This window comes from Polycladidibacter stylochi, assembly GCF_001562055.1.
Lineage (GTDB): Bacteria > Pseudomonadota > Alphaproteobacteria > Rhizobiales > Stappiaceae > Pseudovibrio > Pseudovibrio stylochi.
In genome coordinates this window covers 1-12,806 of sequence record NZ_LLWE01000039.1, presented here as the reverse complement: position 1 = coordinate 12,806, position 12,806 = coordinate 1, and the positions used below count along the sequence as shown (strand labels likewise).

Below are 12,806 nucleotides of genomic sequence, written 5' to 3'. Positions count from 1 at the left end.
TCGATGTTGGACAAGCTCTGGATCCTTTTGGTGAAGAATCCAGCACTCAAACAGATTTAGTCACTCTCAGCAAATGTGTCGTGTACTGTGCTTAAAAGCAGCAAACCTGCTTTAACCTATTATTTTGACGCGTATTTTTATCCGGTAACCGGCACCCACTTTTCGGCAATACGCTCTAAGCGGCGATATCATAGGCAAGGTGGTGGGCGCCATCAAAGTGGTTTATCCGTTCCACTTCAATTGGTGCATTACAGTGCTGTTTCAACAAACTTAACGCGTCTTCCAGTTCAGGCCCCGCTGGGGAGCCATCGCTGGCAATAATGACCCTATCAGCCTCGGCAAGCATTTGCGCTCCAATAAGCGAAGCATCCATCAATCCCAAATCAGCAACGATCACATCGTAGGTGGCATCAAGCGCTTGCATAATTAACTGGTAGCGGCCACTTAAAATCGCGTCATCTTCAATAGTGTGTTGGCCATGCGGGATAATGTGCGCTCTTGTATCGCTATCACGATAGATCACTTGCGCAAAAGCGGCGGAACCTTCTAGTAACTCGGCAAAACCGTAGTTATCGCTCGCCTGCTGTGATAATTGCGCTTTGCTATCGCTCACCTCCACACGTAGTGGCATAATACCGCGCTCTGCCAAGCGGCGGCTACATTGAGCGGCCACATGGCTGGAGAGCGCTTCACTATCAATAGTGAGCACGACAATCCGCTTCACGGCTTTTTCTTGTTCCGCCATACCGCTATGCGGTTCGTTTTGGTGGGTAAGGGAGTGCACAATATCTTTCGACCCCTGCGAATTATGCGTTGTGCCCTTTGCTTGCACTGCATCAGGTACGGCTAATGCTTCTTGCGGGAGGCTGTCTTGGCGACGAAACGCACCACTAACATAACTTTTTGCCAGCACCACTAAACAACCGGTAATAAAACAAAGCGCAAACGCTATAGCGCTGTATACGAATGCATTGTTGTATTTGGGGTTGGCCTTTGTTGCTTTGGCTACCAAACGGGCATTTAGCTGCCCGCCTTGCGCATTTTGCTGATCTTCCAACTGCACTAACTGGCTTGTCAGTGCGGCAAGTTTTTTCAAGCTATTATCCAGCTCTTGCATCAGCAGTGTTTGTTTTTCATCTTGCAAAAGATATGCTGCGGTTTGAGCGGCAAAAGCTGCGTTTTGTGCTTCTCGTGCCTGGCCAAATCCGTCTATTTGTGCAATTTGCGTTTCAATGCTGGTTAATGCCGCTCGCCCTGTCTCGGCAATTTGCACCTTCACCGCCTGTAAATTCTCGTTAAGCGCAATCATTTGCGGGTGTGCAGGTAAAAGGGTTGCTTGTTTTGTGCGTATGCGGGCCTCGATCCGGCCTTTTTCCGCAAGTAGGTGCGTTAATTGTGTTGCGAAACTTAGGTCAATACCATCTCCCGAAAAGCCATTGGATTTAAAGAGCTGCAAGCGCTGTAACCGGCTCGTAAGCTGTTGTTTTTCACGCAAGGCTTTTGGGGTTAGTGTTGGTGGCTTGTTGTCGAGCGCGCGTGCTTTTGCTGCTTTGCTTTCTAGGCGCTTCATTTTGCTTTGCAGCTGGGTCAGACGCGCTTGAACCGCATTTTCCGCAGCTATCATGCGCTTGATCTGTTGAATCCTTGGGGCAAGATTGTCATTTAAGCGCTGGCGGGCGAACCGGTTGGCCATGTTTTGTGTGTAAAGATACTCACTGGCCATGGCATTTGCCAGGCGCATAGCAGTTGCCTTATCATGCGCTGAAACGCCAATGATAATTGTTTTGCTGGTACTATCATAAGCAATTTGTAAATTACTTTTAAAGCGCTCGAGCAACTGGGCATCCGGTGATAAGCGTTGCTTGAAAATATGAATGCCAACCTGGTTTAGGGTATTTTCAAATGCACTGCGAATACTATTAGGGAATACTGTGCTGTCATCTAGTTTTGCGGTGCGCAAAGCTTGTTGCATCAGCACATCAGAGCCAAGCACTTTGTTTTGCTCGCTTATGATATCCGCTTCTTGCGTTAATCTATCGAGTGATGCGCCATCCGGCATATGCAAGACGGCAGTCGAGGCATCAATAGCAATGCGTGACTTGGCGTAATAAGTCGGCGGAAGTTGGGTCAGGTAAAAAAAGACGCAAAGTGCCAGCAGCACCGAAAGCGGCGCAACCCACAGCATCCCCCGCCACATTATTCGGCCAATAGGGTGCCTACCTTCATCTGCGTGACCTTGAGACAAACCCGCCCTCACAGTTATTGCCAATAATTCACAGATATGCGGGATTAGGGTAACCATACTGTTAATTTTTACGATTTAACTCGTTTGGTCACTGCTTTATTTTTTTAAAAGAAAACAATAGCGCTGCCAAAACGAAAGATGCATACAAAATGGTCATAGTTAATACTGTTTTGAACCGATCTTCCCACGTTTTGTATCCGTTTTGCACCAACTCCGCTGTGGCAACTGTTCAAATGATGGTGTACAGTTTTTTCATGAAATTTATTAATCTTATCATATTGGGTCTGATGACCATATCGTTTGCTTCCTGCGCTCATAACAAGGCGGATTCACTTGTAATAAATGAGTATTTATCGCCGGAACCCTATAGGATACAGGCAACAGAAACCCTAAGGATTATGGTAAATCAGCAAAGTTCTCTCACAAATGATTATCGGGTTAATGCTAGGGGGCAAATTGACTTTCCATTGCTTGGCTCTGTGAACGCTGCTGGCAAAACACCAAGAGAGCTCAAAAAACTAATTCATCACCGATTGTCGCTAAAATACTACAAAAACCCTTATGTCACAGTCGAGACACTGCATTATAAACCCATTTATATCTTGGGAGATGTGCATCATCCCGGGCGTTTTTCATATGATCCAGGGATGAATGTTTTTGATGCAATTGCAACAGCTGGTGGCTTGCGAGGGCTGCCCAGTCACAGCCGCGCTCCGCAGCTATTCATTTTAAGAGAAAGAGCTGGCCTGCAAATATCAAAGGTTACGCCCGCAACAATTGTAAGCCCGGGAGATACGCTGGTCGTGGGCAAGCAATCTCTGGTGTATCTTAAAAACACCAAAATGAAACACTGATCCTATCAATTGAGCTGCATTTCATGATTTCCGGTGTCCGATATATTTCCACATATAAGAGTTCATTGGCGATCATTTATCACTTGTAATCAACATTTTAACCCGCTAATAAACCTGTGTTACAACATTGTAAAACAGCGGGCAGTAGCGCAGCCTGGTAGCGCACTTCACTGGGGGTGAAGGGGTCGTCGGTTCAAATCCGGCCTGCCCGACCAATGTTTTCAATTACTTAGTATAAGAAAATGAAGTTATCCCTTGAGCACATGTTCAATATTGGCTTTTCAATACGTAACGCGCAAGTTCGTAATGGAAAGTAAAGCGACTGATAGGTAAGCCCTGTTCGCATTCATTAAATTAGCGGCTTCAAAATACTATTAAACGCACATGCTTATTTTAAGCTCTTTAAAGTAAAATTAAGAAACTATAAGTTTTTCTGGTGTAAATATTCTATTTTTCTCTAATGAAAATAGTAAATTGTTTTGCAGTTGTAATCGGTAAATAACTTTTACTTATATCAAGTGTTCTGTATTGGGGGGGATGGCAATAATAAAACGCTTACTCACGCCATGTTTTTAATATTCCTTGTGTATGCACTGAAACAACACTTGGGTGACGATAAAGCTTGTTACGTAAACGCTCGGTTTCATCGTTGCTTACTGCTTTAATCACAACCAGCATATCGATGTGCCCTGTAAGAGAGTAGCAGTATAGTAATTCTGGCCAATTCTTTATGCTTGAATATAGCTTTTCACAAGCGTTGTTTTTAATTTTTATAAAAAAAGCGACCTTGTCATCTTTGGTGGTGAGTTTTTCATCAACTTCTATAGTGAATCTTTTTATTGTTTGCTTGTCGGTTAAACGCTGGATGCGGCTTTGAATTGTTTGGCGGGAGAGTCCGATTATTGCCGAAATTTCAGTTAGGCTTCTACGCGAGTCCTGTTTCAATAAATTTATGATTTTCTCATCATTTTCACTCAAATTAGTTTGCGATGACATCCAATAAAATCCTCAAAACTAATAAGTTTAAGTATTGATAGGATTACATAATGTTAAATCTTAGTCAATTCGTAAGCTATTCAACTAAACGGCAACATGCATACCATAGATCTACTCGTTCATTTAGAGATTAATGGTTAGAGGAATATGACTTCCTTGTTTTTTGAAAAGGATGAAGTGCGTCAGCTTTACAAGCCATCTACATGGCAGAGTGTATGTTGGTCAGAGCTGGAAGCGGCTTTGTGCAGTAATACGCGATTATTCCCATGTATTTATGGGGTAACGGGTTTTAACAAAAATAATCTTCGTTTTGCATTTCTTGAAGAAATGGCGGCCTCACAGGTCGCAGCTATACTTTCGTGCTATCTTTTACATGCAAAACAATATGGCAGGTATACATCCCTGGTAATATTTGAGCGCCCAAGAGAAGTACAAAATATGGAGAGTTATCGGGAGAAATTTTGGAGCCTTTTGAAAGAGCTATCTATCTTAGATAAAAAACCTTGGCCTCAGGATATCCCGCATAACATTGATGAGCCTAAATGGGAGTTTTGCTTTTCTGGAGAACCTTTTTTTGTCGTCTGCAATACTCCTGCTCATATAAAAAGGCAAAGCAGGCGATCGACTGGATTCATGGTGGCATTTCAACCTCGTTGGGTTTTTCAAGGAATTACTGATGACCATAGAAAAGCGGAGCAGGCCTTTTCTAATGTGCGTAGTCGATTGCAGGACTATGATTTTATAAGTCCGTCCCCTTGTTTGGGGAGGTATGGCGATGAAAATAATCGTGAATATTCTCAGTACTTTATTGATGATGATAATAACGTTCCCAAGTGCCCCATGTCCCAATTGAAAATAAATACTATAGTCTCTTGAGTGAAGGATATTTGCTATGGAAATTAAAAATGACTGGTCTTTTAAAATACATGAAAAGTATTTTTCTATTCATGACTGGTCGCAACTTATGCAAATATTACTACCTTCTCAAGGGGCAATCGAAGTTCAAAACGACCAGCCTGGTAAAGAGTTTCCATGGCATGAGCATAACTGCGATGAAACACTTGTCATACTTGAAGGTTCATTGAGGTTTTATTGGGAGGGAGGAGAACGGATTTGTCACCCTGGCGATGTGATTTGTTTACCTAAAGGCATGCGTCATGGATCTGTCGCTCTTGAAAATGGTGCGAAGTACATTATTGCAATGCACCGAGCCATTTAAGCTTGGGTCAACTATCCTACAATAACTAGAGGTTGAAATGACGCAGCTTCGCAAAACGCTTGGTGTTCGTAATGGTACGGCATTAATGTTGAATATCGTTTTGGGTGCGGGCTTGCTCAGTTTGCCCGGTCTGGCTTATCGGGAAATTGCTGGCGATGCTTTATGGCTGTGGGTTTTGTGTGCAACAGTATCGCTGCCACTACTCTTGGTCTTTGCACTTATCGGCCGTAATTTCCCTAGTGCTGGTGGTATTCCGGCTATTGCTGGCGATCAATTTGGTAGCTTGGCGTATACTGCATGTACTTTTCTTTTCTTTGGCGCTGTTTCGTTAGGTTTGCCTGCAATTGCCATAACAGGTGGCTTTTATGCTGCCAGCTTCATCAATGCATCGCCGTATTTTCTCGCCCTTTTATTGCTCTTAATGGCCGGATTGATAAATTTCCTTTCTGTTAAAAAGGCAGGAAAAATCAACAGTGCTATAGCCTCCCTTCTGGTATTTGTAATTATTGCAATAATTGTTGCAGGCCTGCTCGCGGTCCAAGGACAGCAGCTTCAAGAGGGTGGCGGGCACATCAACGCGTTTAGCTTTGAATATTCAATTGGCCAATACAGCGCTGTTTTTATGATGGTATTTTTTGCATTTACGGGCTGGGAGGTTGCCGCACATTTATCAGAGGAATTTAAAAATCCAGCTCGTGATGTTCCCTTGGCCATGGGGCTGTCGTTTATTATAGCTCTACTGTTTTATGTTTTACTTGCCTATATTGTGGCGCAAAGCCAGATAACCGATCATTTTGAAGCACCTTTTACTGCATTATTTGCAAAAAACTATGGCGCTTTTGCTGGTACAATCATGAGTATTGTCGCTCTCATCCTTGTATTTGCAAATCTTTCAGCTGCCGTTTGGGCGGTGTCAAGAATGGTGGTTTCGGCCGCTCGCGAAGGCCTCTTTCCAGCCAGCCTTGCACAAACAAAAGATGGTGCCCCGCTAAGAGCTGTTATTGCTGTGCTGGCTGTCTTAAGTGGCGCAATTATTTTGGCACAAAGCGGGCTACTGCCTTTAGCAGCACTTCTTGAATATGCCGGTCAGAATTTTTTAATTCTATATGGGTTTGCTGCGGCAGCCCTGTTGTTTGCCAAACAAGGAAAAACAACATCTTTAGTTGCTGTCATAGCATTACTAATTGTTGTCGGGTTGCTAGTGATGCGCGAGTTCATCACACTGACTTACCCTCTTATTTTAATGATATTGGCATTGATGACAGCACAGCTAAAGAAGCGAAATATCAAAAGATTGAAGAGTTAACTCGTGCAACGGAAAAAAAGGCGATTTGGTAAATCGCCATTTCATCAAATGAGAGTTGATTGCAGTATCTTTTGAGCCTTTGGGTTAACTTCGATCACGATAGCGAATGCTGCGATAAATTTTGGCAACAGATTCAAAAACTCTTTTTATTTTCGGGTAATTTTCTAGTCTTTCTCGCAACTTCAGCAATGGATTGGTGAATGATATGACCAGGCGGCCCTTAAGTGTGAGAGCTTGTTTCCAGTCTTGCATTTCTACTTTTTTGCCCCAGCTGGCGCGTAAAGCGTCTGTGCCGGGGTGAAAATAAAAATTCTTGAAGCCCCGGTTACACATGTCACTCAGCATTTCATAGAGCAAAACGGATTGCGGGTTTAAAGTGCCAATAAAGCCTTGGTCAGTGGAGGCAGCCAGACAGTGAAAGCTGTCTTGACATTTGATACCAATAAACAGCGAGCGAATGGCTCCGCTAACCTTTAAGCGGTAAATCTCTATTTCCAATGGATTGCGTTGGTCTTCATTGGAGATCAATGCTTCCAGGAAGGCGCGTTTATTCTTGCTATCAATAAAGGGTGGCTCACCAGTGCGGCGTTGGCGCTTATTATGGTGATTTTGCATGCTATTGATTGCAATACGTTTTTCATAGGGAATAACGACCATCTCTGCCATGGTATTGCCTAGGGCGTGTAAGCGGCGACGTTCGGCGCTCAAGCGGTCGCGCTCCGATTCACTTTGGTAAATATTCAAAATATCAGTGATTTTCTCGGATAGTTGCATGCCATAAATTGGAACAGAGCTTTTTTTGTTGTGAACGGATGCAACAGGGTTGGGCTTGCCAATGAGCTTTTGCGGAATATTGCGCAAGTTAATGATGTCCACTCCGGACTGGCGTGCCAAATTGCGTATTTGTCGGTCGAGCGAAGAACCTTTCGCCAAGGCGTGGAACTCGGCGCACCATAAACCAACATTTTCGCCATTTATTGGATCCGCAAGTGCTTTGAGAATTTTAGCACCGCCACGTCGGTAAATTGTCATCGGGAAAATGAAAACAATACGGCCTTCATAGCTTCCCGAAACAATAAAGTATTCTGCCCTCTCAGTTTGTGCCATGTGAGTGGTGTATGCCTCACACCATTCATAGGACTGAAAGGGTCCAAAAACCCCGGTGGACTGTAAATCACGCCACCCCCAAATGACCTCGGGAGGTAAATCTTTAAGAGATTGGCAAGGGTTTGCTTGAAAAGTAACGTTAAGTTTTTCAGTTTCAGCCATATATCGTATCGCCCAGATAGAGCCAAATTTTATTTGCTTAGTAAATAATTGATGCAACAATTTATGCTTGTAGCAAATTATCAACTAAACTCAAAGTTGTAAGCTGATAAAAATTAAACCTTGTGCTGGGCATGATTTTTTGCCTTTTGTTTGTAGAATCCTTTCATAAGTTAGATTTTTAACGTTAACGCCGGTCAATGCAAGTCGGTTAGGCTGTGGAACTAAGATAAAAAAATTCATTTATACATATTTGAATGATTCTATGATTTATACATCCACTTAATGATAAAACCCGCAGGTATTACCCAGATGAGTCCAAAGAAACCAAAGTAAGCAATTTGTAGAACCCAATGTTTGCCGTAGACAAGAATATCACCAAAAACCATGACAACAAAGCAATAGACCATCACAAAGGTAACTAAAAATACCATACCGATAAAACGTCGAAGGCTGGATGACATGTTTTTCTCCCAATTATGAGCGGAATTACCGCTTGGTTTTGTGCGCCCTTATAAAAGGTGCTGTACTGTGAATTGGTGTCGCTTTTACGTCTGCGCGTTATGGCAGCACCATTGGCTAGGCTTCTTTTTGTGTGGGGTGCCGCTATATTCTTTAGGGTGATGAAACTCTAAAGGATTGCCCGTTGATGACAACGCTTTGCCCACCGACACCGCAATTACGCTATGCGCACGCAATGCGCAACTGGCTCTATGTTATTTGCCTGATGATTTTGCTTATGGTGGTGGTGGGCGGTGCCACGCGGCTTACCGGGTCGGGGCTTTCGATTACGGAGTGGAAGCCGATACATGGGGTGATACCGCCGTTGAGTGCGGCCCAATGGCAAGAAGAGTTTGCCAAATATCGCGAAATTCCCCAGTATAAGCTAATCAATGCAGGCATGAGCCTGGCCGAGTTTAAGGGAATTTTCTGGTGGGAGTGGGGACACCGGTTTTTAGGGCGGTTTGTCGGGCTGGTGTTTTTTTGCGGGGTGTTGTTTTTCTGGCTCAAAGGCGCGGTGCCGCGTTGGCTTAAGCCGCACCTCATTATCGCGTTTTGTGCAGGCGGGCTACAAGGTGCCGTAGGTTGGTGGATGGTGGCCTCGGGCCTTGTGGAGCGTGTCGAGGTGAGCCAGTACCGGTTGGCGGTGCATTTGCTAATGGCCTGCGCGCTATACTGCTATGTTTTCTATCTGGCGCAGCGGGTGCACTACGCGGTTATTAAGAGTACTGCTGGACAAGCGGGGCATAGAGCAAATTGGTCACTTATGTGCGGTTGGGGCTTTGTTGGGCTTTGTTTTGTGCAAATTCTGCTCGGGGCGCTGGTGGCCGGGCTGAATGCGGGCATGGCGTTTAACACATGGCCTTTGATGGATGGGGCCTTAATACCGCAAGGCTTGTATGTGCTGGACCCGTGGTGGCTGGGGCATTTTGAAAGCATTAAGCTGGTGCAGTTGCAGCACCGATTGGGCGGTTACCTCTTGTTTATTGCCAGTGCCTTGTTGTGGTGGGGGCTGGTTCGCTCTGACGCGCCACGTTCGGTACTACGTGCGGCGCTGTGCTTATGGGGCGCTGTTAGCTTGCAAGCTGTGCTGGGTATTTGGGCGCTGGTGAGTGTGGCGGCGCTGGATAAAGCTTTGGCGCACCAAGCCATGGCCATGGTGGTGTTAGCACTGGCCATGCAGCTGGTGGTGTTGTTGAAGTTTCAAGGGCAAATAGGGGAGAGGGCGGGGGAGGCTGTATCTCCTGTTGCTATTTAATCACCTGCTTTAACCTATTCATTTGACGCGTATTCCCGAAAACCGCTAACACTTTTCGGGAATACGCTTTATCCGCTACTATTGAGTTTGTGGGGTAAGTGCGGGTTTTTCTATAGTATTTCGTGAGCTCACGGTTTGAGTGATTGGGTCGTAAAGCGCTGTTTTGTAGCCTTCGGTATCTTCGTAGCTTAGGAGGATTTGGTCATCTGACAGGTAATGAACAATTACATTGCTGTGTATATGGGGGATGATTTTTTTAAGTTTGGTGCCATCTGCAGTACTCGACCAAACGGACTTATCATCCGAATAGGAGAGCCTGTTATCTTGTGTTGTATCGCGCTCAACAACCGAGAATAATTGCCCGATTGCCTTTCGTTCTCTATCTTGGATTGCTTTATTTGTTTGATAGAGGATTTTATAGTTTACGATGAGTTGATTGCTGGTTGGAAATATCCAGTTGGTATGTCCGGTTAAAGGTGAATAAACACCGACATTCATTAAGTTCTCTTCTGTATCCTTAGAAAAATATTTAAAATCAAAGGATTGATCGAGTGTGAGCTTGATAATGAACTTGTCATCAATTTGATTGCTTATGTATAAGTCATATTCTTGGGAGATATTATCTTCTCTATCAATATTGACCGTTTCTTGCACGACTACCGGTTTGCTAATTGTTTGCTCCACTGTGAAAAAGCCAATGGAGATGAAAGAGAATATTGCTGCACAGGCAATAACAATAGCATTGAAGCGCCATAAATATTTGAAAAACCAGTTATTATCCATTTAATCTCTCTTTGTGTAATGCGGTTGCATATGAATTGTTTTATACTTTTTATTTATAGCTTTTCTTAGAGAGATACTGTGGTTTTTTATGGGCGTATACTTTGGGTGGTGAGGTTTTCTAATTAGATAATGGGCTTGATTTCGTTAAACGATGACTGAGCGTAAAGGCGGGTTTCGTCGATTGTACCGGATATAAACTCTAAATAATGATTGATGTAGTTTAATAGGTCATCGTCCAGCTCATAATTTGGCTCTACCCAATCAATATCTATTTGACGGTACTGTATATTTAATGACCCAATAAAATGGCAGTAGCTTGCTATGGATTCACAATAACTTTTTTCGGTGTCTTTTTGTAATAGGTAGGCTGCTTCTAAAGCTTCAGTTGTTCCCTTTTCAAACTCATCAAGTTCAGCGTTTTTATTTGCGGCCATTGAGAAAATACTATCGATAATATCTTTTTTATCCTCACTGGCATTATCACAGAAAACAGCTCTATAAAAAATATGCCATTCTTCTTTGAGGTTATATTGTCTACAGAACTCTAAAAAACAGCCACTTAACTGCATTGCGATACTTTTTTTAATTGAAGCTTTTAATCTATCGGGAGCCTTTAGTAGGGTCGTTTCTAATTCTTCAAGTTTCATGATTAGCTTGTCAGTATCAGTTGGTTTTATGGTGGTGGGATATTCCCCTAAAACGGGGGGGAAGATCAGTATCAACATAAATGCTCAGCGCTTTAGGTGTGATGAGATTACTAGGCCACAACAGTACTTCCTTCTTATTGCTATAATTAAAATGAATGTCGGCTTTGAGGTGGGGCTGAAAGGAACAAAAAGTACCACAAGGATAATTTCGCTTTTCAAAAGCCATATACGGAATTAGGATCGTTTAGAGATATCAATTCCGATTTTCTTCTCTCTTGCAATGGCTGCGCGATCAAAATCTGCAACAATGTCTGGATCTATATCGTATTCTACAATTGTACCAAAATGGGTCAAGTCCTTAAAATAATCCCATAATATCAATGTTACAGACAATTCTTCACTATATAAAATTTTGAAATCATTTCCGATATGAGGATCAATGATTTTTGAATCGGTCAAATCAGCGGCTAATAAACCACTCCCACCATCATACGTCACATAAAAAACTACGTTCTTTTTATAGGGCACATTTGAATCAGTAGTGAATTGTATTGCATAAACTTCACATTCTTCACGTATTGCGTCAAAATAAATTTTCATTTTTTTCCTAGTATGCAGGATCAGAATCAAAAGGATTTATAGATGTTAAGTTCATGAAACGCTCAAAAACAGAAAATGCCGTGGCACCAGCAGCGGCAATTCCCACAAATGTTCCATTAGCATTTATATTTCGCCCTTTAAATTTTAACATGAGCTACTTGGTTTGTTCTAAAACACTCTGCTATTTCATAGAAATACCGAAGCTGCTTTAACCTGTTATTTTGGCGTGCACTGTTACCTGCAAATCACCATTCCTATATCGGTTGAATGTCGATCAGCCTTTTCTCTTAAATTCGAAAGAGATATCCTGAGGTTTTGCGCCAATCCATTTATATTCACCGCCTTCATAGTCAAACTTTACACTATTTTCCGAGAGCCAAATTACATCAACTGTGACTTCTGGATCAAAAATCAAATAGTTTTCGGGAAGCGAGCTAAACCAGAAGAAGTACTTCTCCCAAACAATGGTGGTTGTTGTGGTATAGTCAATTCCTACCGTGCGTTCTTTTAATACTTTAAGGCAGGTATTACCTTGAGGCGAACAACTGGTTTCTACCCATATTTTTGCGAATTGAGAATAGCCAGTATTTGTAATGACGGAAGCTGCCATTAACAAAAAAATTGTAGGTACAACTACAAACAATAAGAACTTTTTAAACATATATTCCTGCTCTGGTAAAAATGAGTGCATTAATCAAATAGTGTTCACCATTGGGGTTTGTAATGGAATAAATCGCCCCACAAATCACCAGTTATCTGTTGATCTGTCGTTCTTGTCCACTTGTTATCTTTGAGTATAATTGTGGCAATGTGTTGAAGGTGGCTCTTTTGTTTGAGCATGATGTGTTTTTTATAATTACACTTCATGCTCTCGTTTTATGGTTTGAAGCCGGTCAGCCGCCCGCGCTTACAGCGGGGTTTTGGCCAAGGCCTGCTCCAGATCCGCGATTATGTCCGCGGCATCCTCAATGCCAATGGAGAGGCGGATGACATCGGGTCCGGCACCGGCAGCGGTTTTTTGTGCGTCGGTCAGCTGGTATGGAAATCCCCCCATTTTTGGAGGAGCTTGGCTGTAGAGTTACGCTGCCAGTTTTAGTTTAGTGGCAGGTGTTATGCCGCCGATGGCCATGT

The 12,806-nt window shown here is 43.1% G+C and carries 13 protein-coding genes, 1 tRNA gene and 1 pseudogene; 6 read left to right on the top strand and 9 right to left on the bottom strand.

What is annotated here, in order from left to right; genetic code table 11:
• Nucleotides 1-175 precede the first annotated feature (175 nt).
• Nucleotides 176-2,185, bottom strand: a complete 2,010-nt coding sequence (locus AYK67_RS14745; protein WP_068088491.1) for a GumC domain-containing protein — start codon at nt 2,183-2,185, stop codon at nt 176-178.
• A gap of 314 nt (nt 2,186-2,499) precedes the next feature.
• Here AYK67_RS14745 and AYK67_RS14740 point away from each other — a divergent pair, with 314 nt between their 5' ends.
• Nucleotides 2,500-3,099: a polysaccharide biosynthesis/export family protein gene (locus AYK67_RS14740; RefSeq protein ID WP_162265122.1), complete on the top strand. Its 600-nt coding sequence runs from the start codon at nt 2,500-2,502 to the stop codon at nt 3,097-3,099.
• Nucleotides 3,100-3,237: 138 nt separating this feature from the next.
• A tRNA-Pro gene (locus AYK67_RS14735) sits at nt 3,238-3,314 on the top strand.
• Nucleotides 3,315-3,654: 340 nt separating this feature from the next.
• Here the strand turns inward: AYK67_RS14735 and AYK67_RS14730 are convergent.
• Complete coding sequence (locus tag AYK67_RS14730; RefSeq protein WP_068088485.1) at nt 3,655-4,095, bottom strand: Lrp/AsnC family transcriptional regulator; 441 nt, start codon at nt 4,093-4,095, stop codon at nt 3,655-3,657.
• Nucleotides 4,096-4,242: 147 nt separating this feature from the next.
• Here AYK67_RS14730 and AYK67_RS14725 point away from each other — a divergent pair, with 147 nt between their 5' ends.
• Genes AYK67_RS14725 through AYK67_RS14715 form a run of 3 tightly spaced genes read left to right on the top strand, consistent with a single transcriptional unit; the run spans nt 4,243 to nt 6,620 of the window.
• The gene (locus tag AYK67_RS14725) at nt 4,243-4,971 is read left to right on the top strand and encodes a YqcI/YcgG family protein (protein ID WP_068088482.1); all 729 of its coding nucleotides are present in this window, start codon (nt 4,243-4,245) and stop codon (nt 4,969-4,971) included.
• Nucleotides 4,972-4,987: 16 nt separating this feature from the next.
• On the top strand, nt 4,988-5,314 hold the full coding sequence (locus AYK67_RS14720) for a cupin domain-containing protein (RefSeq protein ID WP_082735852.1): 327 nt from the start codon (nt 4,988-4,990) through the stop codon (nt 5,312-5,314).
• 37 nt (nt 5,315-5,351) lie between these two features.
• On the top strand, nt 5,352-6,620 hold the full coding sequence (locus AYK67_RS14715) for an APC family permease (protein ID WP_068088479.1): 1,269 nt from the start codon (nt 5,352-5,354) through the stop codon (nt 6,618-6,620).
• An 84-nt stretch (nt 6,621-6,704) separates the two neighbouring features.
• Here the strand turns inward: AYK67_RS14715 and AYK67_RS14710 are convergent, their stop codons facing one another.
• Both AYK67_RS14710 and AYK67_RS14705 read right to left on the bottom strand, forming a co-directional pair.
• Nucleotides 6,705-7,889 (bottom strand): GNAT family N-acetyltransferase, encoded by a 1,185-nt coding sequence (locus AYK67_RS14710; protein WP_068088476.1) that lies wholly within the window; start codon nt 7,887-7,889, stop codon nt 6,705-6,707.
• 260 nt (nt 7,890-8,149) lie between these two features.
• The gene (locus tag AYK67_RS14705) at nt 8,150-8,350 is read right to left on the bottom strand and encodes a DUF2842 domain-containing protein (RefSeq protein ID WP_068088473.1); all 201 of its coding nucleotides are present in this window, start codon (nt 8,348-8,350) and stop codon (nt 8,150-8,152) included.
• A 185-nt stretch (nt 8,351-8,535) separates the two neighbouring features.
• Between AYK67_RS14705 and AYK67_RS14700 the strand changes: the two genes are divergently transcribed.
• Entirely contained in the window at nt 8,536-9,645 is a 1,110-nt protein-coding gene (locus tag AYK67_RS14700) for a COX15/CtaA family protein (protein WP_068088470.1), read from the top strand.
• 78 nt (nt 9,646-9,723) lie between these two features.
• Here AYK67_RS14700 and AYK67_RS14695 read toward each other — a convergent pair whose 3' ends face one another.
• The 5 genes and pseudogenes from AYK67_RS14695 to AYK67_RS17185 all read right to left on the bottom strand — a co-directional run.
• The gene (locus AYK67_RS14695; protein ID WP_068088467.1) at nt 9,724-10,428 is read right to left on the bottom strand and encodes a hypothetical protein; all 705 of its coding nucleotides are present in this window, start codon (nt 10,426-10,428) and stop codon (nt 9,724-9,726) included.
• A gap of 122 nt (nt 10,429-10,550) precedes the next feature.
• Nucleotides 10,551-11,153 (bottom strand): hypothetical protein, encoded by a 603-nt coding sequence (locus AYK67_RS14690; RefSeq protein WP_162265121.1) that lies wholly within the window; start codon nt 11,151-11,153, stop codon nt 10,551-10,553.
• A gap of 156 nt (nt 11,154-11,309) precedes the next feature.
• Nucleotides 11,310-11,675, bottom strand: coding sequence for a hypothetical protein (locus tag AYK67_RS14680; protein WP_068088458.1), 366 nt, complete (start codon nt 11,673-11,675; stop codon nt 11,310-11,312).
• 274 nt (nt 11,676-11,949) lie between these two features.
• Nucleotides 11,950-12,336 carry a hypothetical protein gene (locus AYK67_RS14675; protein WP_156453184.1) on the bottom strand — a complete coding sequence of 129 codons (387 nt, stop codon included), beginning with the start codon at nt 12,334-12,336 and terminating at the stop codon, nt 11,950-11,952.
• 246 nt (nt 12,337-12,582) lie between these two features.
• Nucleotides 12,583-12,711 (bottom strand): annotated as a pseudogene (locus AYK67_RS17185) (PLP-dependent transferase); the annotation flags it as partial.
• Nucleotides 12,712-12,806 lie beyond the last annotated feature (95 nt).